Source organism: Sinomonas gamaensis (assembly GCF_005876955.1).
Lineage (GTDB): Bacteria > Actinomycetota > Actinomycetes > Actinomycetales > Micrococcaceae > Sinomonas > Sinomonas gamaensis.
Genome location: NZ_SSCL01000014.1, coordinates 53,378 through 72,619, shown reverse-complemented (window position 1 = coordinate 72,619; position 19,242 = coordinate 53,378). Strand labels below are relative to the sequence as shown.

The 19,242-nt window shown below is 69.1% G+C and carries 19 protein-coding genes; 2 read left to right on the top strand and 17 right to left on the bottom strand.

Translation table 11 applies throughout. The annotated features are described in order from the left end of the window. Nucleotides 1-5: 5 nt before the first annotated feature. Nucleotides 6-956, top strand: a complete 951-nt coding sequence (rarD, locus tag E5679_RS16675; protein WP_249336195.1) for an EamA family transporter RarD — start codon at nucleotides 6-8, stop codon at nucleotides 954-956. Nucleotides 957-971: 15 nt separating this feature from the next. Here the strand turns inward: rarD and E5679_RS16670 are convergent, their stop codons facing one another. The 8 genes from E5679_RS16670 to E5679_RS16635 all read right to left on the bottom strand — a co-directional run bounded on the left by E5679_RS16670 (nucleotide 972) and on the right by E5679_RS16635 (nucleotide 6,996). Continuing rightward, the gene (locus tag E5679_RS16670) at nucleotides 972-1,181 is read right to left on the bottom strand and encodes a hypothetical protein (protein WP_138417925.1); all 210 of its coding nucleotides are present in this window, start codon (nucleotides 1,179-1,181) and stop codon (nucleotides 972-974) included. Next, complete coding sequence (locus E5679_RS16665) at nucleotides 1,181-1,543, bottom strand: hypothetical protein (RefSeq protein ID WP_138417922.1); 363 nt, start codon at nucleotides 1,541-1,543, stop codon at nucleotides 1,181-1,183. Before E5679_RS16665 ends, E5679_RS16670 begins: the two co-directional genes overlap by 1 nt. 22 nt (nucleotides 1,544-1,565) lie before the next feature. Then, complete coding sequence (locus E5679_RS21630) at nucleotides 1,566-1,922, bottom strand: type IV toxin-antitoxin system AbiEi family antitoxin domain-containing protein (protein WP_420821082.1); 357 nt, start codon at nucleotides 1,920-1,922, stop codon at nucleotides 1,566-1,568. 128 nt (nucleotides 1,923-2,050) lie between these two features. Then, a complete protein-coding gene (locus E5679_RS16655) occupies nucleotides 2,051-2,743 on the bottom strand; it encodes a hypothetical protein (RefSeq protein WP_138417919.1) in 693 nt (230 codons plus the stop codon). Next, on the bottom strand, nucleotides 2,743-3,177 hold the full coding sequence (locus E5679_RS16650; protein WP_138417917.1) for an OsmC family protein: 435 nt from the start codon (nucleotides 3,175-3,177) through the stop codon (nucleotides 2,743-2,745). The genes E5679_RS16655 and E5679_RS16650 overlap by 1 nt, the downstream gene beginning before the upstream one ends. Before the next feature lie 45 nt (nucleotides 3,178-3,222). Continuing rightward, nucleotides 3,223-4,095: a universal stress protein gene (locus E5679_RS16645; RefSeq protein ID WP_138417915.1), complete on the bottom strand. Its 873-nt coding sequence runs from the start codon at nucleotides 4,093-4,095 to the stop codon at nucleotides 3,223-3,225. Nucleotides 4,096-4,164: 69 nt separating this feature from the next. After that, nucleotides 4,165-5,526, bottom strand: coding sequence for a 4-aminobutyrate--2-oxoglutarate transaminase (gene gabT / locus E5679_RS16640; RefSeq protein ID WP_138417913.1), 1,362 nt, complete (start codon nucleotides 5,524-5,526; stop codon nucleotides 4,165-4,167). 39 nt (nucleotides 5,527-5,565) lie between these two features. Continuing rightward, nucleotides 5,566-6,996 (bottom strand): aminobutyraldehyde dehydrogenase, encoded by a 1,431-nt coding sequence (locus tag E5679_RS16635; RefSeq protein ID WP_138417911.1) that lies wholly within the window; start codon nucleotides 6,994-6,996, stop codon nucleotides 5,566-5,568. Nucleotides 6,997-7,100: 104 nt separating this feature from the next. Between E5679_RS16635 and E5679_RS16630 the strand changes: the two genes are divergently transcribed. Continuing rightward, nucleotides 7,101-8,534 (top strand): PucR family transcriptional regulator, encoded by a 1,434-nt coding sequence (locus E5679_RS16630; RefSeq protein ID WP_138417909.1) that lies wholly within the window; start codon nucleotides 7,101-7,103, stop codon nucleotides 8,532-8,534. Between the two features lie 65 nt (nucleotides 8,535-8,599). Here the strand turns inward: E5679_RS16630 and E5679_RS16625 are convergent, their stop codons facing one another. The 9 genes from E5679_RS16625 to E5679_RS16585 all read right to left on the bottom strand — a co-directional run bounded on the left by E5679_RS16625 (nucleotide 8,600) and on the right by E5679_RS16585 (nucleotide 19,174). Next, on the bottom strand, nucleotides 8,600-10,075 hold the full coding sequence (locus tag E5679_RS16625) for an FAD-dependent oxidoreductase (RefSeq protein ID WP_249336194.1): 1,476 nt from the start codon (nucleotides 10,073-10,075) through the stop codon (nucleotides 8,600-8,602). Next, nucleotides 10,072-11,307, bottom strand: a complete 1,236-nt coding sequence (gene cobA / locus E5679_RS16620; RefSeq protein WP_138417906.1) for a uroporphyrinogen-III C-methyltransferase — start codon at nucleotides 11,305-11,307, stop codon at nucleotides 10,072-10,074. The genes E5679_RS16625 and cobA overlap by 4 nt, the downstream gene beginning before the upstream one ends. Next, nucleotides 11,304-12,221 carry an ABC transporter permease gene (locus E5679_RS16615; RefSeq protein WP_138417904.1) on the bottom strand — a complete coding sequence of 306 codons (918 nt, stop codon included), beginning with the start codon at nucleotides 12,219-12,221 and terminating at the stop codon, nucleotides 11,304-11,306. The genes cobA and E5679_RS16615 overlap by 4 nt, the downstream gene beginning before the upstream one ends. Further along, nucleotides 12,211-12,936, bottom strand: a complete 726-nt coding sequence (locus E5679_RS16610; protein WP_138417902.1) for an ABC transporter ATP-binding protein — start codon at nucleotides 12,934-12,936, stop codon at nucleotides 12,211-12,213. Before E5679_RS16610 ends, E5679_RS16615 begins: the two co-directional genes overlap by 11 nt. Nucleotides 12,937-12,944: 8 nt before the next feature. Next, a complete protein-coding gene (locus E5679_RS16605) occupies nucleotides 12,945-14,150 on the bottom strand; it encodes an ABC transporter substrate-binding protein (RefSeq protein ID WP_138417900.1) in 1,206 nt (401 codons plus the stop codon). A gap of 290 nt (nucleotides 14,151-14,440) precedes the next feature. Continuing rightward, nucleotides 14,441-15,811 (bottom strand): sulfate adenylyltransferase subunit 1, encoded by a 1,371-nt coding sequence (locus tag E5679_RS16600; RefSeq protein ID WP_138417898.1) that lies wholly within the window; start codon nucleotides 15,809-15,811, stop codon nucleotides 14,441-14,443. Continuing rightward, nucleotides 15,811-16,752: a sulfate adenylyltransferase subunit CysD gene (cysD, locus tag E5679_RS16595; protein WP_249336193.1), complete on the bottom strand. Its 942-nt coding sequence runs from the start codon at nucleotides 16,750-16,752 to the stop codon at nucleotides 15,811-15,813. The genes E5679_RS16600 and cysD overlap by 1 nt, the downstream gene beginning before the upstream one ends. Then, entirely contained in the window at nucleotides 16,749-17,453 is a 705-nt protein-coding gene (locus E5679_RS16590; RefSeq protein ID WP_138417896.1) for a phosphoadenylyl-sulfate reductase, read from the bottom strand. Before E5679_RS16590 ends, cysD begins: the two co-directional genes overlap by 4 nt. Next, nucleotides 17,450-19,174: a nitrite/sulfite reductase gene (locus E5679_RS16585; protein WP_138417894.1), complete on the bottom strand. Its 1,725-nt coding sequence runs from the start codon at nucleotides 19,172-19,174 to the stop codon at nucleotides 17,450-17,452. Before E5679_RS16585 ends, E5679_RS16590 begins: the two co-directional genes overlap by 4 nt. Nucleotides 19,175-19,242 lie beyond the last annotated feature (68 nt).

Here is a 19,242-nt window from a genome sequence, read left to right as displayed (position 1 = left end):
TGACCGTGAAGCCCGAAGCCCGCGCCCAGACAACGACAGGACTCCTCTACGGAATCGGGGCATACGGCCTCTGGGGGCTTCTCCCTCTCTACTTCGTCACCCTCGCGCCGGCCAACCCCGTTGAGATCGTCTCCGACCGCGTGATCTTCTCCCTGGTGGTGTGCCTCGTGCTGGTGGGGGTGACGCGGTCGTGGAAGGCGCTCAACGCCGTCTTCCGTTCCGGACGGATGTTCGGCGCACTCGCCGTTGCCGCGGTACTCATCGCGGTCAACTGGCTCACCTACACCTACGGGGTGCTGAGCGGCCAAGCGATCGAGGCCTCGCTCGGGTACTTCATCAACCCGCTTGTGAGCGTGCTGCTTGGGGTCCTCGTGCTCAAGGAGCGCCTCCGGCCGCTCCAATGGGCTGCGGCCGGGATCGGCTTCGTCGCCGTCCTCGTGCTGAGCATCGCGTACGGCCAGATACCGTGGATCGCTCTGATCCTTGCGTTCAGCTTCGGCTTCTACGGACTCGTGAAGAACCGGATCGGAGCGACCGTTGACGCGGTCACCAGTCTCACGGTCGAGACCGTGGTCCTCACGCCCTTCGCACTCGGTGCCGTGCTGTGGCTCGCCGCCGCGGACTCCCTGACCCTCCTCGGCAACGGCCCGGGCCACTTCTGGCTCCTCGCAGCGAGCGGCATCATCACCGCCACACCGCTCCTGTTCTTCGGCGCGGCCGCCAGGCGGCTGCCCATGACGACGGTCGGCATGCTGCAGTACATGGCTCCGCTCCTCCAGTTCATCCTCGCCGTGACGGTTCTTGGCGAGCACATGGGCCCCGAGCGGTGGGCCGGGTTCGGAATCGTGTGGCTCGCCCTCGTGGTGCTCACCGTCGACATGCTGGTGTCGACGCGTCGGCGCCGGGCTGCGGTGCGGGCGGCCGAGGCTCGGGCCGAGGCGGCGCGGGCGGCCTAGCCCACGAACTCCGCCTCAGCCAGCAAGCCTTCGCGCCCGCTCAAAGGCCGCAAGAACCCTTGCCGGAATCGTCCCGGGGCTCGAGAAGTCGCTCCATCGGGCCCTCACGAGGGTCCAACCTTCGACGACCAGCGCATTTTCTCGCCGGCGCTCAGCCAGCAGGACGTCTGGGGTCGGACGGTAATCGAAGTACTTGGACTCCCCGTCGAACTCCAGAATCACCATCAGCTCAGGCCATGCGAAGTCAGCCCGGAACGGAACAGTCCCTCTGCGGTGGGAATGTCGAATTGGAGCTGAGGCGCCGGCAGACCTGCTGCCAAGAGCGCCAAACGGGTGCGGGTTTCCCCAGGCGATTCCGACCGCGGGTCGAGCAAGCTGAGCAGATCGCCAAGCCGACGCGATCCTCGCGCGGCTCCGGTTCGTTCCGCCGAGTCCCGGATCCCCTGGAGGGTCGCGCCGAGTCGCAGCGCATGGTCTCCGATGATGGCGGCCCGCTCGGTTTCCAGGGTTCTCGCACAATCCGCCACCGTGCGTTCGAGCGTCGTCGTCCGAGCCAACGCGCCCGACTCCACCCGGATTTCGGTCATGTCCTGATCACCCAGCGGAAAGCTATGCGGCATCACGTCTCGAGCATGACTCGCCCTCGAAACGGAATATGGAACAGTCAGGTGAACTCGTTCGTCGTTGACCCACGTCGCGCAGCCCAACAGCCGCGCCGCCGAGATATAGCTGTAGACGCACGTTCCCCCCCGTTGCGAGCCAGTGCGCCTCAATCCGCAGGCGATCACGGTCCCAAGGAGCCAGGGCCTGCCAGACGTCGCGCCGTACGTAGACACCGCGGCGAACTCGGATCAGGACGCCGTCCCGCACCGCGGCGGTGAGGGCCCTGTGGTCAACGCCGGCAACCTTGAGCTGGGTCGAGGAGGCGATCCGACCGGCGGGCCATCGTGACGCGAGCAGATTCATCAGTTCCGGAGACGGCATGCCGACAGTCTCGTGGAGGTGAGGGCATCGGCGGGCCGCGACAAGGGTCTATGTGGACAACACCGTCCCTGAAAGGCATAACCGTCCGGCGCGCGGGACGGTCATGTCTCTTAGGGACGGCCAGGCGGCGAGATGGCATTCTCGCGGAAGCCCGGCCCGATGACGCGCCGGAAGAGGCCTCCGCTCAGCCACGTGTGACAGCCGAGGTAGGCTGCGGCGGCCAGGGCGCCGAGCACGGCCACGAGGGCGGTCGGACCGCCGGCCACGTAGGTGATCAGTGCTACGAGAGTGCCCGCGATCATGGCATTGAAGGCAGCCAGGAAGAAGGTGGTGCTGGAGATCGCGTGCAGGAAGATGGGCCGCCGCGAACCGAGAGTGTAGGTCAGCGCGACGCCTGCAGGGTCGTCGCGCGACGACGTCACGAATCGGTCCACGACCTCCGGCGCGAGCTCCACGTATGCGCCGCGGAGCCGGTTCATGCCGGCGACGAGGCGGTGGTCCTCGAGGCTCCCGATCGTGACCCGCAGCAGGGTGAGCGTTCCGAGCACGAGCAGCGCTGACGACAGCCCGATCGCCATGACCCAGAATCCGGTCCCGAACCCCGTGGCCTGCGCGACGAGGGCGAGCACCACGAGGGCGGCCGACGAGACGGTCAGCTGGATGCTGATCCGGCTCATGAGCTCGCTCCACAGCATGCTGCGCGTACCGAGGAGGCTCCAATGCTCGGTCGCGAGCAATTGCGCGACGACGGCGGGCGAGGCCGCCACCGGCGGGGCGGGCGCCGCGTGCGGGTCGATGCTCATCACGAGCCGCTCGCCGTCGTCGTACGCGCTGTGATCCCGGCGATCTCGACCCTCGTGCTGCCGCGCAGCACGCACGCCAGGGTTGAGACCTCGAACGTCTCGAGCACGAGCGTGCGGAGCTCTTCGGGGTCCGCGTCGCCGCTGATCTCGACGGTGAGGAAGATGCCAGTCGAGGCCGTCATGGTGTCGTCGAAACCGCCGTCGGCCCGCACCGTCACGGGGCCGAGGCTCAGACCGGCGCGCCCGGCAGCGGTGTGAAGGTCATTGAACAGGCACGTGGCGACGGCCAAATGCAGCACGTGTCCGCCGGTGGGCAGCGCGAGGGAGATACGGGCGGCGCCGGTCTTGTGGTGGGCAATCAGGAGGTCGGCCGTCCTGGCAGGCACTGGCTCATCACGCGGATCGGCCGTCGCAATCGTGGCCGCGAAATCCATGGCTCTATGATGATCCGCGCCGCCGCCCCATGCCAGAACCTAGGTCTATCCGAGGGGGTGCGATTCTGCGCGCTCGTATTCGAGCGGCACCACGACCATCGGCACCGGCAGCGCGCGGAGGATCTTGTTCGCCGTGGAGCCGATGAAGAGCCGGCGGTGCTGGGCAAGGCGGCTCGATCCGATGATCACGAGTTCGCCGTCCAGCCAGTCGATCCCGTCGACGGCCTCCTCCAAGGTCCTGCCGTGGGCCACCTCGACCGTCGCCTCGTGCCCTTCGGGAAGGCGCCCTGCGGCGTCCGTCAGCACCGTGTTCGCGTGGCGGTGGGCTGCGTTCACGTTCTCCCCGTGCTCGCCACGCGCGTCCAGCTCGACGAGCGAGACGAAGCGGAGCGGCACGTTGCGGCGCCGGGAGGCAACGAGCGCGACGTCGACGGCAGCATCCGCGCCCGGGCGCTCGCCGATGAAGGCGGTGAGGCGCTCGATGGGTTCGAGGCGGTGGTAGCCGCGCGGCGCGAGCGCCACCGGGATCGGCGACGCGTGCAGGAGGGAGTTCGCCACGCTGCCGACGGTGTACCGCTTGAACAGCCCGTTGCTTGCAGCGCCGACGACGATCAGGGCGGCCTCGAACTCGACGGCTGCCTCGATGAGCACCGCGGCGAATGAATTCCCCTGCCGCACGTGGAACTCGGCGGCGATGTCACGGGGAATCATCCCGAGGGCCGTCCGCTGGGCAGTCAGGACCTGCTGCTCCTCCGGGTTGATCCGGCTGCCCTCGGGGTTGGCGGCGACATAGGGGGCATTCTCGCCGAGGACGAGCATGAGGTCGAGCTTGGCGCCCTGGGCGCGTGCGATCGCAATGGCCAGGGCGACGGCGTCCGCCCCGCGTTCGTCCGGCTGATACCCCACTACGTAGCGCATGGTCCAGACTCTACGACACGGGCCGCCGCTGCGGGTGCAGCGGCGGCCCGTGAGCGTTGATGCCAGGCGTCAGGAGTTGGCGCGGATGGCCGCTTCGAGCACATCGAGGCCGTCAGCGAGGAGCTCGTCGCCGATCACGAGCGGCGGGAGCAGGCGGATGACGTTGCCGTAAGTGCCGCACGTGAGGATGATGACACCCTCCTTGAGGCAGTACTCGGCGATCTTCTTGGTCGCCTCGCCGTCGGGCTGCTTCGTGGTGGCACCGCTGCCCTTCTTGACGAATTCGATGGCCAGCATGCCGCCGCGGCCGCGGATGTCGCCGATGATGCTGTCCGCGCCGAGCTCCTCGCGAAGCTTGCCAAGACGGTCCTTGACGATGCCCTCGATCTCGCGGGCGCGTCCCCGCAGGTCCTGCGTGTCCATCGTCTCGATCGCCGCGAGCGCCGCGGCACACGCCACCGGGTTGCCACCGTAGGTGCCGCCCAGTCCGCCGCCGTGGACGGCGTCGAGCAGCTCCGCCCGGCCCGTCACGGCCGAGAGGGGCATGCCGCCTGCGATGCCCTTCGCCGTCGTGATGAGATCCGGCACGACGCCCTCGTGCTGCACCGCGAACCACTCGCCGGTACGGCAGAAGCCGGACTGGACCTCGTCCGCGATGAAGACGATCCCGTTCTCCTTCGCGAACTCCGCAATGCGCGGCAGGAAGCCGTCGGCCGGGACGATGAAGCCGCCCTCGCCCTGGATCGGCTCGATGATGATGGCCGCGACTTGATCGGCGCCGATCTGCTTCTGGATCATGAGGATGGCGCGCTCGGCGGCCTCCTTGCCCGTGATCTGCGGGTTCTCCTCACGGAACGGGTAGCTCATCGGAGCGCGGTAGATCTCGCCCGCGAAGGGGCCGAAGCCGTGCTTGTACGGCATCGCCTTGGCGGTGAGGCCCATCGTGAGGTTCGTGCGGCCGTGGTACGCGTGGTCGAAGGCGACGACGGCGTTGCGGCCGGTGGCGACGCGGGCAATCTTGACGGCGTTCTCAACGGCCTCGGCGCCCGAGTTGAACAGCACTGTGCGCTTCTCGTGCTCGCCCGGCGTGAGCTGGTTGAGCTTCTCGGCGACGGCGACGTAGCCCTCGTAGGGCGAGACCATGAAGCACGTGTGGGTGAAGTGCTCCACCTGCTCCTTGACGGCGCCGACGACGGCCGCATCGGACGCGCCAACGGTCGTCACGGCGATGCCGGAGCCGAAGTCGATGAAGGAGTTGCCGTCGACGTCGTGGATCACTCCGCCATCAGCGTCGGCGACGTAGACGGGAACGGAGGATGCGACCCCCTTGGCAACGCTCGTCGCGCGCCGGGCGGCGAGCTCAAGGGACTTCGGGCCGGGGAAATCGCCGAGGACCTTGCGCTTCTGCTCGAGGCGATACGTGATGTCCATTGGATGGGTCCTTTCTGAATGCGTGTTCGTTCTCGAGCGTCAGGCGTCGAGGCTGCTCATCACGTGCTTGACGCGCGTGTAGTCCTCGACGGAGTACATCGAGAGGTCTTTGCCGTAGCCGGACTGCTTGAAGCCGCCGTGCGGCATCTCAGCGGTGAGGAGGATGTGGGTGTTGATCCAGACAGCGCCGAAGTCGAGGTCGCGGGCCAGGCGCATCGCGCGGCCGTGGTTCGAGGTCCACACGCTTGAGGCGAGGGCATACTCGACGTCGTTCGCGAGCCGGACGGCCTCGGCCTCAGTCGTGAACTTCTGCACCGTCACAACCGGGCCGAACGTCTCCTTCTGGACCACGTCGTCGTTCTGGCGCACGCCCGTGACGATCGTCGGCTCGTAGAAGAAGCCCTTCTCCCCCGCCCGGTGACCGCCGGTCTCGACCTTCGCGTACTCCGGCAGCGACTCCACCACACGGGTGACGGCGTTGAAGTGGTTGACGTTGTTGAGCGGGCCGAAGTAGTTCTCTTCGTCGTTCTCGTGCCCGGTCTCGAGCGTCCTGGTGTGCTCGACCATGAGCCGGACGAATTCGTCGTGGGCCTGCTCCTCGACCAGGATGCGCGTGATCGCGGTGCAGTCCTGGCCCGCGTTGAAGAACGCGAACTCCGCGATCGCCGCGGCGGACTTCTTCAGGTCCGCGTCGGCGAAGACGACGGCGGGCGCCTTGCCTCCCAGCTCGAGGTGCGAGCGCTTGAGGCCCTTCGCGGCACCCGTGGCGACGGCGACGCCGGCGCGGACCGAGCCGGTGATCGAGACGAGGCCCGGGACGGGGTGCTCGACCATGAGCGAGCCCGTCGCGGCGTTGCCCAGGACGACATTGACGACGCCGGCGGGGAAGATGTCCTTGATCAGCCGCGCGAGGACGAGCGTCGACTCGGGCGTGGTGTCCGAGGGCTTGAGCACCACGGTGTTGCCGGCGGCGAGGGCCGGGCCGATCTTCCAGATCGCCATGAGGAACGGGTAGTTCCACGGCGCCACCTGGGCAACGACACCGATCGGCTCGCGGCGCACGAACGAGGTATGACCCTCGAAGTACTCGCCCGCCGACTTGCCCTCGAGCAGCCGCGCGGCGCCCGCGAAGAACCGCAGCTGGTCGGCGCCCGCCGCGACCTCCTCGGAGGCGATGAGCGAACGGACCTGGCCGGTGTTGCGGTGCTGGGCCTCGACGAGCTCATCGCTCGCGGCCTCGACGGCGTCGGCGAGGCGGAGCAGGAGGCGCTGGCGCTCGCCCGGGGTGGCGTGCTTCCAGGTCGCGAACGCGGACTCGGCCGCGGCCATCGCGGCGTCCACGTCTTCCTTCACGGAGACGGGCGCCTTCGCCACGATCTCCCCGTTCGTCGGATTCACAATGTCGAGCAGGTCGTTGCCCGCCGGCGTGACGAACTCGCCGCCGATGAAGTTCTGCAAGGTCTGAAGCATGCTCCGACATTAGGCGACGCACGCCACAGAATGTATAGCCGAGTGCACTGAGCACGCGCTCGTCTGTGGTGCGATCAACCAGTCCCGGAATCTATGATGAAGGCATGGCTCTCACCCTCTCCGCGCTGCTCGACGCGCCCGGGCTCGGACTCACCCTCGCTGGCTCGGCGGCGACGACGCTCGACCGGGAGATCGCGTGGGTGGCCGTGACCGAACAGGAGAATCCCGCGATGTTCCTCAGCGGCGGGGAGCTCGTGCTCACCACGGGCGTCCGGCAGCGCAGTGCCGAGGAGCAACGCAGGTTCGTCCGCGTGCTGCAGCGAGCCGGCGCCGTCGCAATCGGCTTCGGAGTGGGCCTCGGCCACGACGAGGTGCCTACCGCGCTCGTCGCCGAGGCGAACCGCTGGGGGCTCCCGGTCATCGAGGTCCCCTACCGCACGCCGTTCATCGCCCTCAGCAAGCTCGTCGCCGACTCCCACTCCGCAGACCACTACGCGAAGCTCGAGAGGCTCATCGCCGACCACCAGATCCTCGCCCGCGCGCTCCTCACCGGGGGCGGCCTCGCAGAGCTCCTCAAGCACCTCGGCACCATGCTCGGCACCGAACTCGTGCTCACCCAGTTCACCGCCGAGCTGTACTCGAGCAGCAAGGACGCCGGCGCGCCGACGATGGACCGCTGGGTCCCGTTCCCCGTGCCGACGGGGCGGCGCGACGCCTGCACGCTCTGGGCCAAGAAGCCCTTCGAGGACACGGGCATCATCGGCTACGCGCAGAACCTCATCAGCGTCGAGCTCAACAACCTCACGAAGCAGCGCCAAGCCCAGCGAGCGCTCGCCGGGCAGGTGATGGCCGACGTCGTCCGCGGCTCCCTCGACACCGAGGAAGCCTCGCGCCGGCTCGCCGGGGTGGGGGTCAACTCGACCAGGCGGAATGTGGTGCTGCTCGCCGAATCCGCAGCGCACCACAAGAATCTCCGCGGCACCACGCTGCCCGCCGTGCTCGACGGCGCCGTGACCGCCATGGTGGATCACGACCTCGTCGTGGTGGTGGAGGACGACGGCGGCCGCGCCCCCAAGCTGGCCCGGAGCCTCGCGGACCACCTCCTCGAGGCGGGGATCCACGCGACGATCGGCATCGGCGGGAGCTACACGAAGCCGAACGGGCTCCGCTGGAGCTACTTCGAGGCGAAGGAGGCCGCCGCCCGTGGACTCGAAGTCAACGAGCCGGAGCGGCTGAGCCTTACCTCGCTCCTGCTCTCCAGCGAAGACGTGCCGCTTGCGGACATGGCCGGCGAGGCGATCGGCCCGCTCGTGCGCTTCGACAAGCAGCACGGATCCGAGCTCGTGCACACGCTCGAGACGTACCTCAGCCTCAACGGCTCGGTCGCGGCGGTCGCGGACGAGCTCAGCCTGCACCGGAACACGGTCCGGTACAGGCTGGCCCAGATCGCCGAGCTGACTGGCTACGACCCGTCGGTCACTGCCGACCGCGTCCAGCTGTTCCTGGCCCTCGCGGTGCGGCGGGTGGCCCGCACCTAACGCGAATTGTCGGGTTTTCGCGGGTCACGGAGGCTCGGACCCGCAAAAACCCGACAATTGCGGATTCAGCTGGTCGCGACCGCCGCGTCGCGGGAAATCCCCACCATCTCCTCGCGGGAGACGACCTTGACGCGTTCACGCACGATGTCGCCCTTGTGCGTCGGGGCGGGCGCGGCGGCGGCTCCGAGCGCCTTCTCGTGCGCGTCGAGCGCGAGCCAGCCCTCCCACGTCGTGTAGTCCACGCCGCGGCCCTCGAGGAGGGCGACGACGGCGTCCTCCGCAGGCTCTGCGGCCACCGGGAGATCCTCGCGGGCCTCCAGGAGGTGTCCGATGGTCTCCAGTGCGTCGCCCTTCGTGTGGCCGATGAGACCGACCGGGCCGCGCTTGATCCAGCCGGTCGCGTAGACGCCCGGGACGAAGTTGCCGTCGGCATCGAGGACGCGGCCGCCGTCGTTCGGGATCACGCCGCGCCGGTGGTCGAACTCGACGTCCGGCAGGTACGAGCCGAAGTAGCCGATGGCGCGGTAGACGGCCTGGACCGGGTACTCGAGGATCTCGCCCGTGCCACGCACATTGCCGGTGCCGTCAAGCTCGGTGCGCTCGAAGCGGATGCCGGCGACCTTGCCCGGCGTCTCCGCCGAGTCGAAGATCTCCACCGGATTGTGGAGGAAGTGCAGGTGCAGGCGGCGGGACGCCGTCAGCTCGGAGAGGTCCTCCGGCTGCTCGGCGATCCAGTTGGTCAGCGTGCCGACCATCGTCTTGACCTGGTTGTTCGTCTGGATCTCGCGGTCCGAGGCCTCGTCGAACTCGAAGTCCTCCGGGTACAGGACGATGTCCACGTCATGCGAGTGCGAGAGCTCGCGCAGCTCGAGCGGGGTGAACTTGACCTGAGCGGGGCCGCGCCGGCCGAAGACATGAACGTCCGTGACCGGCGATTCCTTGAGGATCCTGTACACGTTGTCGGGGATCTCGGTCACGAGGAGCTCGTCGGCGTGCTTCGACAGCACCCGCGCCACGTCGAGCGCCACGTTGCCGTTGCCGATGACCGCGATCTCCTTGGCCTCGAGAGGCCATTCGCGCGGTACGTCCGGGTGCCCGTCGTACCACGAGACGAAGTCGGCGGCGCCGAACGAGCCCTCGAGTTCGATCCCGGGGATGTTGAGGTCCGCGTCCTTGATCGCCCCCGTGGCGAAGATGACGGCGTCGTAGTGCCGCTGGAGGTCCTCGAGGGAGAGGTCTGTCCCATAGTCGACGTTGCCGAAGAACCGAATGTCACCGCGGTCCAGGACCTTGTGCAGGGCATTCACGATGCCCTTGATACGGGGATGGTCCGGCGCGACGCCGTAACGGATGAGGCCATAGGGCGCCGGGTAGCGATCGAAGAGGTCGATGCTCAGCGTGAGCTCACCGGATGCGACCGGCGCACTCTTCGTCAGCAGGTCGGCGGCGTAGACCCCGGCGGGGCCGGAGCCGACGACGGCGACGCGCAACGGACGTTGCAGAGAGTGGCGCTGCAGAGAGTCAGGGTTGCTATTCGTCACTGAGAGATTTCCTTCGTTGTGCTGATCTGTTGAAAGCCTGCCGGCGCGTAGGGGCTCACGCGGACGACGTCACCGACCACGATCACGGCCGGGTTCGCGACCGCGACCCGCGCGGCCTGATCGACGATCGTCTCGAGCGTACCGATGGTGACGCGCTGCCGCTCGGTCCAGCCGCTCTCGACGATGGCAACCGGGGTCCCAGCGGGCAGTCCGTGCGCGAGGAGATGCCGGACCGAATGGGCCAGGCGGCGCACCCCCATGAGGAGCACGATCGTGTGGTCGGGGCGGGCCGGAAGCTCGTCCAGTTCCTCGTGGCCCGTCACCACGCTGAAGCCGGTCGCGAGGCCGCGATGCGTCACGGGAATTCCGGCCGTAGCGGGCACGGAGATCGCGCTCGTCACGCCGGGCACCACCTCGACGTCCACGCCGTGCTCGCGGCAGAACGCCGCCTCCTCGCCGCCGCGGCCGAGGACGTAGGGATCGCCGCCCTTGAGCCGGACGACGACGTTGCCCGCCTTGGCCTCGTCGACCAAGATCTGATTGATCTCGTCCTGGCTGGCCTGATGCGCGCCGGGGGCCTTGCCGACTTCGATGACGCGCACCCCTTCCCCAAGCTCCGCGAGGAGCCCGCGAGGCCCGAGCCTGTCCGCGACGACGACGTCCGCCTCCGCCAGGAGCTGCCGCCCCCTCACGGTGATGAGCCCCGCCTCGCCCGGGCCGCCGCCGACGAGGGCCACGCGGCCGCTCCCCTGGCGGTGCCGCCGGAGGGGCAGGCGACCGGTCTTGAGCGCGAGGACAATCGCGTCCTTGAGCGCTCTGGCGCGCCGCGGGTCTCCCCCCGCGTTGACGGCGACCGTGACATCGTCAACGCGGGCCGACGCGGGAGTCCACGCGGCAGAGGCCTCGTGATCACTCGCATTGACGCACCAGATGCGGCGCGCTTCCGCCTCGGCGGCCACCCGCGCGTCGACCTCGGGCACTCCTGTCGCGGTCTGGGCGAACCACACGCCGTCCAGATCCGGGGTCTCGTAGCCGCGCCGAACCCACGTGAGGAGGCCCGACTCGGCGAGGCGGGCAACGTCGTCGGCCGCCTCGGGGGCGACGACGGTGACCACGGCGCCCGCATCCAGCAGCGCGCGGGCACGGCGACCCGCGACCCGGCCCGCGCCGACCACAAGGACGGGCTTGCCCAGGAGCCGGAGGGACGTCGGGAAGAGGTCGAGGCCGCTCATCGCGAACCCCCGCTCAGGAGGCCCCGGCGAAGCAGCAGCCTGCGCTCGACCGGGCCGAAGACGAGGAGCTCGATCAGGATGCCGACAGCGAGGATCGCGAGGATCGCGCCCATCACTACGCCCATGTCGCTCAGGGTACGTCCCTGGTCGAGGAGCGAACCAAGGCCGAAGCCGAGGCTGCCGCCCACCGCGATGATCTCGGCCGCCATGAGCGAGCGCCACGAGAACGCCCAGCCCTGCTTGAGGCCCGCCACATAGCCCGGGAGGGCCGCGGGCAGGATGACCTGGAGCGCGAGCTCAAGGCGCGACGCGCCGAGGACCTTGGCGACCGATCGGTAGTGCGGAGGGATCTGGTCGACGCCGGCGATGAGGCCGTTCACGATCGACGGGATGGCCCCCATGAGCACCACGAAGTACACGGTCGCGTCCGTGAGGCCGAACCAGATGATCGCGGCTGGCACCCACGCGACGGAAGGCAGGACTTGGAGGCCCGACACGAGTGGGCCGAACGCGCGCCGCAGCGGCCGGACCTGCGCGAGCAGGAGTCCGACCGGCGTCCCGACAGCGACCGACACGGCGAAACCGAGCAGGCCGCGGCCCAGTGACGTCGCGATCGCCTGCTGGACCTGACCCTCGTGCCACAGCTGGCCGAGGGCCGCGGCGACGTCGAGGGGGCCGGGCACGAGGTCCTGCCGCTTGAGCCCCAGCGACGCGACGATCTGCCACACGAGCAAGAGGACGACGACGGCGCCCACTGGCAGAAGCACGCGGCTCCAGTCCCGGCGGCGGTGAGTGACGTCGGACTGAAGCTCGTCGAGCCCCGCCTCGAGCGCGCGGAGCTCCTCGTTGTCCGCCTCGGTCCGTTCCACGGAAACCCCCGGCGCGGGATCAAGTTCGGTGACGTTACTTGCCATGGCGGCGGATCTCCTCGCGCAGGCGGGCGGTGATGTCGGCCGTCAAGGCGGCGGCAGCGGCGGCGTCGTCCTTCACGGCGCCGGGCACCTCCCACTCGCTCACCACGCGGCCCGGGCGGGAGGAGAGCAGCAGGACGCGCTGGCCGAGGCGGACGGCCTCGCGCACATTATGGGTCACGAAGATGATCGTCCGGCCGGTCTCGCGCCAGATCCTCGTGAGCTCCTCGTGGAGGAGGTCACGCGTGATCGCGTCGAGGGCCGCGAACGGCTCGTCCATGAGCAGGACTTCCCGGTCCTGGCTCAGCGCTCGGGCGAGAGCAACGCGCTGGCGCATGCCGCCCGAGAGCTCGTGCGGGCGCTTGTCCGCGGCTTCCCCGAGGTGGACAAGGTCGAGGAGCTCCTTTGCCCGGGTCCGGCGCTCCGTCTTGGCGACCCCGCGCAGCTTGAGCGCGAGCTCGATGTTGCCGCGGGCCGTGAGCCACGGGTACAGCGCCGCGTCCTGGAACATGAACGCCGCACCGTCCGCGGGGACCTCGAGCGCCCCCGCGGTGGGGCGCTCGAGGCCGGCGATGATGTTGAGCAGGGTCGACTTGCCGCAGCCCGAGGCACCCAGCAGGGCCACGAACTCGCCCGAACGGATGGTCGCGTTGACGCCGTCGAGGACGGGGGCACCGTCGCCGAAGCGCTTGCCGAGGTTCTCGAGCAGAACGGTCATGGTCGCTCCTAGTCCTTGCCGAGTCCCGCGGCGCTGACCTTGGGCTGGCCGGAGATTCGGTTGAGGGTGGTCAGGTCGAACAGTCCGTGGAGATCCGCGGTCTTCGTGACGCCCACGTCAACCCCGTCCTGCAGCAGCTTCGGGTAGGCCCCAGCGAGCGGGTCGGTCGAGAACGTGATGTTGGCGAGCGCGCGGTCGATCACATCGTTGGGCAGCTCCGCACCGGCCGCGGCCTTGAGGCCCGCGTTGATGGCCTTCTCCTTCTCGGGCAGGCTCGCCGTGTTGAGCCAGTTGACGGCCGCAACGTCGCCCTTGACCAGCGCCTCGACGGTCTGCGGGTGCTCGGCGGCGAACTTCTTGTTGACGATCAGGATCGTGGTCGGGAACAGGCCAGGCTTGCCGGTCTGCGCACCGTCCCAGAGGGTCTTCTCGTCCACCAGCACGTGGGCGCCGGCCTGCAGCACCAGTCGCGACGACCACGGTTCGGGCAGCCACGCGCCGTCCAGCTTGCCGCTCTGGAAGAGCTTGAGCGTCTGGGCATTGTCGGTCGGGTTGATCGTGACGTCGCCCGTGCCGTTCGGCGTGGTCTTGAGGCCCTGCTTGGCGAGCCACGCGCGGAGGGCGACATCTTGGGTGCCGCCGAGCTGCGGGCTTGCGAGGGTCTTGCCCTTGAGCTGGTCCGCGGAGGTGATCTCCGGCTTCACCACGAGCTGGGCGCCGCCCGCGGCTGCTCCCGCGATGACGGAGATCGACTCGCCGTGGCTCTGCACGAAGGAGTTGATGGCCGGGTTCGGGCCGAGGTACGCGGCGTCGATCGCGCCCGCGTTGAGCGCCTCGATGGCGGCCGGTCCCGCGTTGAAGATCTGCGTCGTGAGGCTGTTCGTGCCCGCCGTCTTGAGCGAGTCGGCGATGAGGCCCTGCCCCACTCCGATCAGCGCGGGAGCGTGGGTCACGTTGCCGAAGTAGCCGAGCTTGAGCTGGGCCGCGGGGGTTCCCGTCTGCGCAACGGCGGACTGGCTGGGCTGGGCTGCGGTCTGGTTCGCGTTCGCCGTGGCCAACGCTGCGCCTGCGGCGAGGAGGACGACGACGGCGGCGCCGAGGCCGATCTTGAGGCCGCGGCCGCGCTTGGCGCTGGCAGCGTCGGTCTCGGAAGTAATGCGGACGCTCTTCGATCCGATCTCGGACTGCGTCTCGGGGGTGGGGCTCTTGGTCATGGGGAGTCCTGGGGGTGCGGTTCTCGCTGGAGAAGGGTCGGAAGGTCGGGTGGGGGCCTAGCGACGAGCCCGACATCGGGGCATTCGCCCGGCGTCATCGAGGGGGCTGCGGAACATGTGTTCCAGCGTAGAGACGGGTTTTCGGCCCCCCAAGGGCCCGGTCACGGTCGTTCACGTCGCGTCATAGGGCGTCACACAGGCTTCCCGGAACGTTCGACGACGACGGCGCCCGTCACCGCGGAGGTGACGGGCGCCGTCGTCGTTCGTCTGGAAGGCGCATCAAAAGCAGGCTAGATCCAGTACCGCTCATCCTCGGAGTCACCCGGGTGCTCGCCCACCATGCCGGCGGCGAGGGTCGCGCCGTCCTGCGGGTCGATCACGAGGAACGCGCCCGTGCGGCGGTGCGCCGCGTACGGCTCGAGCGGAAGCGGGGCGGCGAGCCGGAGCTGCGCCTCGCCGATGTCGTTGAGCTCAAGACCAGAGGCGGGCGTGACCTCGAAGCTGTCGAGGTCCAGCTTGCCCGTCACCGAGCGCACCAAGGCCCGGACCGTCGAGGTTCCGTGCTTCACGAGCACCTTGGCGCCCTCCCGCAGCGGTTTCGTCGAGAGCCAGCACAGCGAGCCGTACAGATCAGGCGTGCTCTCCGGCAGCGTCCCGGCGGCGGCAATGGTGTCGCCGCGGGCAACGTCGAACTCGTCCGCGAGCCGCAGCGCGACGGACAGCGGAGCGGCGGCTTCCTCGAGCGAACGGCCGGCGACGTCGATGCCGACGACGGTCGTCTCGCGCGGCGCCTGGCCCGGGGTTACGACCGAGACGCGGTCGCCCACGCGGACGATGCCCTCCGTCACCTGGCCCGCGTAGGCGCGGTAGTCGCGGAACTCGTCGTCCGACAGCCCAGGCGCAAGGGCGCCCTGCGGCCGGATCACCGTCTGAACCGGGAAGCGGAACGGCTCGCCCGCATCATCGAGCTCATCCGTACCAGGGAGCGACTCGAGGAGCTCGATCAGCGTCGGCCCTGTGTACCAGGGAGTGCGGTCGGAGCGGTCGACGACGTTGTCGCCGTCGAGCGCCGACACCGGGATGGCGACCGCCTCGCGCAGACCCAGCTCCTCCGCCACCCGCGCCACATCGGCAGAGATGTCGGAGAAGACAGTCTCGGAGAATTCGACGAGGTCGATCTTGTTGACCGCGACCACCACGTGCGGCACGCGCAGCAGCGCGGCGACGGAGAGGTGGCGTCGCGTCTGCTCGAGGACGCCCTTCCGCGCATCGATGAGCAGGACGACGGCGTCGGCCGTCGAGGCGCCCGTCACCGTGTTCTTCGTGTACTGCACGTGCCCGGGGCAGTCCGCGAGGATGAAGGTGCGCCGGTCGGTCGCGAAGTAGCGGTAGGCGACGTCGATTGTGATGCCCTGCTCGCGCTCGGCGCGGAGGCCGTCGGTGAGGAGGGCGAGGTCGAGCCCGCCCTTTTCCCCGCCGAAGCCACGGGCCTCGGAGGTCCGGGCCACCGCGTCGAGCTGGTCGGCGAGGATCGCCTTCGAGTCGTGGAGGAGGCGGCCCACCAGGGTGGACTTGCCGTCGTCGACCGAGCCCGCGGTGGCAAACCGGAACAGCGTTCCGGAAGGAAGCGTTTCCCGCTCGAGCGTTGCTTCAGCAGTCATCAGAAGTACCCGTCCTTCTTGCGGTCTTCCATCGCCGCCTCGGAAATCCTGTCGTCGGCGCGGGTCGCCCCGCGCTCGGTGAGGGTGGACGCGGCGACTTCGCGCACGACGTCGGCCACAGTGAACGCGTCCGACAGGACCGCTCCGGTGCAGGACATGTCACCGACGGTGCGATAGCGGACGGTGCGGACGACGACGTCCTCCCCCTCGCGCGGAAGGCTCACCTCGCCCACGGCGCGCCACATGCCGTCGCGCTGGAACACCTCGCGGTCATGGGCGTAATAGATGCTCGGAAGCTCGATGCCCTCGCGTTCGATGTAGCGCCAGATGTCGAGCTCGGTCCAGTTGCTGATCGGGAACGCGCGCACGTGCTGGCCCACCGTGTGGCGGCCGTTGTAGAGGTTCCACAGCTCGGGCCGCTGGTTGCGCGGGTCCCACTGCCCGAACTCGTCTCGCAGCGAGAGGATGCGCTCCTTCGCGCGGGCCTTGTCCTCGTCGCGTCGGCCGCCGCCGAAGACGGCGTCGAACTTGTTGGCCGCGATCGTGTCGAGGAGCGGAACGGTCTGAAGAGGGTTCCGGGTACCGTCGGCGCGCTCCTGAAGCTCGCCGCGGTCGATGTACTCCTGCACTGACCCGACCACGAGCTTGAGCCCGAGCCGCGCGACCGTCCGGTCGCGGAAGTCGAGGACCTCGGGGAAGTTGTGGCCCGTGTCGACGTGCAGCACAGGGAACGGGATCTTCCCCGGCCAGAACGCCTTCGCCGCGAGGTGCAGCATGACCACAGAATCCTTGCCGCCCGAGAACAGCATGGCTGGACGCTCGAACTCGGCGACGACCTCGCGAATGATGTGGATCGACTCGGCTTCGAGGGCGTCGAGGAGCCCGAGGGACCCGACCTCGGCGGCAGTGGACCCGACCTCGGCGGTGGTGAGAGTGCTCATACGTGGAGTCCGCATTCTGTCTTGTCGGTGCCGGACCAGCGGCCGGCTCGGGGGTCCTCTCCGGGGGCGACGGCACGCGTGCACGGTGCGCAGCCGATGGAGAGGAACCCCTGGGCAAGGAGGGGATTGACGGGCAGGAGGTTGTCCTCGGAGTACTGGACCAGCTGGTCAAAGGACCAGGGCGCGACCGGGTTGACCTTCACGAGGCCGTTCTTCTCGTCGAACGTGACGAGCGGGGTGTTCGTGCGGGTCGGAGCCTCGTCGCGGCGCACGCCCGTGAACCAGAGCTCGTAGCCCGCGAGCGAGCGGTGCAGCGGCTCGACCTTCCTGAGGGCGCAGCAGCGTGCGGGGTCGCGGGCGAAGAGGTCCTTGCCCTCGGCTGCGTCCTGCTCGGCGACAGTCTGCCGCGGGAGCACGTCCACGATGTTGACGCGCAGGTTCTCCGCCACCTCGTTCCGGGTCTGGTAGGTCTCCGGGAAGTGGTAGCCGGTGTCGAGGAAGAGAACATCAACCCCGGGCAGCTGCTCGGCGACGAGCGCGGGCAGCACAGCGTCCGCCATCGAACAGGCGACGGCGGTGGCCTCCGTGGCGAAGTTCCTCGCCACCCAGCCGATCACCTCGTCAGCCGACGCATCCCAGCCGAGCTCGGCGGACCCTGACTCGGCAAGGGCGCGAAGTTCCTCAAGAGAACGCTTGGTCACTGGAGTGCCTCCTCTTCAGCCGCGAGGGCCCACTCGGCAAAGCTCTGGTTCTCGTCGGTGCGATCGGCGAGGAACCGACGCGTGACGCGCTCCACGTAGTCAGGGAGATCCTCAGCGGTCACCTTGAGGCCACGAACCGTGCGGCCGGTACCAGCCTCCTCGCGGGTCTCCGACGCGAGGCCGCCGCCGAGGTGAACCTGGAAGCCCGGGGTCTGGCCGCCGTTGCCATCCGGCAGCAGCTGGCCCTTGAGCCCGATGTCCGCGGTCTGGATGCGGGCGCACGAGTTGGGGCAGCCGTTGACGTGCAGCGTCAGGGGCTTGAGCAGCTCGTTCGCCGGCACGCGCTTCTCGAGTTCGGCGATGGCGGCGGTGGCCGTGTCCTTGGTGTCCACGATCGCGAGCTTGCAGTACTCGATGCCCGTGCAGGCGATGGTCGAGCGGCGCCACGGGCTCGGGTTCGCGTAGAGTCCCAGCTCCTCGAGTCCGGCGACGAGCGACTCGACCCGGCTCTCCTCGACGTCGAGCACCACGATCTTCTGATGCGGCGTGGTGCGCAGCCGCTGCGAGCCGTGCGCCTCGATGAGGTCGGCGAGCTTGAGCAGCACCTCGCCCGAGACGCGGCCGACGGTCGGGGTCGCGCCGACGTAGAAGCGGCCGTCCTTCTGGGCGTGGACGCCCACATGGTCGCCCGGCGTCGTCGGCTTCTCGGGCGCGGGACCGTCGGGAAGCGGCGCGGAAAGGTATTCGGTCTCGAGGACCTGCCGGAACTTCTCGGCGCCCCAGTCCGCCACCAAGTACTTGAGGCGAGCGCGGTTGCGGAGCCGGCGGTAGCCGTAGTCGCGGAAGATGCTCGTCACGCCGACCCAGACCTCCGCGGCGCGAGACGGCTCCACGAACGTCCCGAGGCGCACGGCGAGGTGCGCCGACGTCGAGAGCCCGCCGCCGACCCAGAGGTCGTAGCCGGGGCCGAGTTCAGGGTGCACCACACCGATGAGCGCGAAGTCGTTGATCTCATGGACCACGTCCTGGCTCGGGTGGCCCGTGATCGCCGTCTTGTACTTGCGCGGCAGGTTCGCGAAGCTCTCGTCGCCGATGTAGCGGTCCGCGATCTCCCGGATCTGGGGCGTGGGGTCGATGATCTCGTCGGCCGAGATGCCTGCGACGGGCGAGCCGAGGATCACGCGCGGCACGTCGCCGCAGGCCTCCGTAGTGCGAAGCCCCACGGACTCGAGCCGCCGCCAGATCTCCGGCACGTTCTCGATCTCCACCCAGTGCAGCTGGATGTTCTGGCGGTCCGTGATGTCCGCGCTGCCGCGGGCAAAGTCCCGCGAGATGCCGCCGATCACCCGGAGCTGCTCGGTGGTGAGCGCACCGCCATCGATCCGGACGCGCATCATGAAGTAGCGGTCCTCGAGCTCCTCGGGCTCGAGCGTTGCGGTCTTGCCGCCGTCGATCCCGGGCTTGCGCTGTGTGTAGAGGCCCCACCAGCGGAACCGGCCGTGCAGGTCCGTGGGGTCGATCGAGTCGAAGCCGCCCTTGGCGTAGATGGTCTCGATCCGCTCGCGGACGCTGAGGCCGCCGTCTTCCTGCTTCCAGACCTCGTTCCCGTTCAGCGGCTCGGTCCCGTCGATCTTCCACTGCCCGTTGGGCTTGGAGGAACGGGGCCGCGCAGAACCCGAGCGAGCGGGTCCGGAACGCGCAGAGAGGGCGGTGTCAGTCATATTTCGAGGGTACGGACCCCCCTCGGCGTGTCCCCACCGTTACTCAACGCGAGGTCACTCGGGGACAC

Excerpts from the sequence above, each read along its gene's own strand:
- E5679_RS16670 (WP_138417925.1), bottom strand. The coding sequence starts at position 1,181 with ATGGTGATTCTGGAGTTCGACGGGGAGTCCAAGTACTTCGATTACCGT.
- E5679_RS16665 (WP_138417922.1), bottom strand. The coding sequence starts at position 1,543 with ATGACCGAAATCCGGGTGGAGTCGGGCGCGTTGGCTCGGACGACGACG.
- E5679_RS21630 (WP_420821082.1), bottom strand. The coding sequence starts at position 1,922 with ATGAATCTGCTCGCGTCACGATGGCCCGCCGGTCGGATCGCCTCCTCG.
- E5679_RS16655 (WP_138417919.1), bottom strand. The coding sequence starts at position 2,743 with ATGAGCATCGACCCGCACGCGGCGCCCGCCCCGCCGGTGGCGGCCTCG.
- E5679_RS16650 (WP_138417917.1), bottom strand. The coding sequence starts at position 3,177 with ATGGATTTCGCGGCCACGATTGCGACGGCCGATCCGCGTGATGAGCCA.
- E5679_RS16645 (WP_138417915.1), bottom strand. The coding sequence starts at position 4,095 with ATGCGCTACGTAGTGGGGTATCAGCCGGACGAACGCGGGGCGGACGCC.
- gabT (WP_138417913.1), bottom strand. The coding sequence starts at position 5,526 with ATGGACATCACGTATCGCCTCGAGCAGAAGCGCAAGGTCCTCGGCGAT.
- E5679_RS16635 (WP_138417911.1), bottom strand. The coding sequence starts at position 6,996 with ATGCTTCAGACCTTGCAGAACTTCATCGGCGGCGAGTTCGTCACGCCG.
- E5679_RS16630 (WP_138417909.1), top strand. The coding sequence starts at position 7,101 with ATGGCTCTCACCCTCTCCGCGCTGCTCGACGCGCCCGGGCTCGGACTC.
- cobA (WP_138417906.1), bottom strand. The coding sequence starts at position 11,307 with ATGAGCGGCCTCGACCTCTTCCCGACGTCCCTCCGGCTCCTGGGCAAG.
- E5679_RS16615 (WP_138417904.1), bottom strand. The coding sequence starts at position 12,221 with ATGGCAAGTAACGTCACCGAACTTGATCCCGCGCCGGGGGTTTCCGTG.
- E5679_RS16610 (WP_138417902.1), bottom strand. The coding sequence starts at position 12,936 with ATGACCGTTCTGCTCGAGAACCTCGGCAAGCGCTTCGGCGACGGTGCC.
- E5679_RS16605 (WP_138417900.1), bottom strand. The coding sequence starts at position 14,150 with ATGACCAAGAGCCCCACCCCCGAGACGCAGTCCGAGATCGGATCGAAG.
- E5679_RS16600 (WP_138417898.1), bottom strand. The coding sequence starts at position 15,811 with ATGACTGCTGAAGCAACGCTCGAGCGGGAAACGCTTCCTTCCGGAACG.
- cysD (WP_249336193.1), bottom strand. The coding sequence starts at position 16,752 with ATGAGCACTCTCACCACCGCCGAGGTCGGGTCCACTGCCGCCGAGGTC.
- E5679_RS16585 (WP_138417894.1), bottom strand. The coding sequence starts at position 19,174 with ATGACTGACACCGCCCTCTCTGCGCGTTCCGGACCCGCTCGCTCGGGT.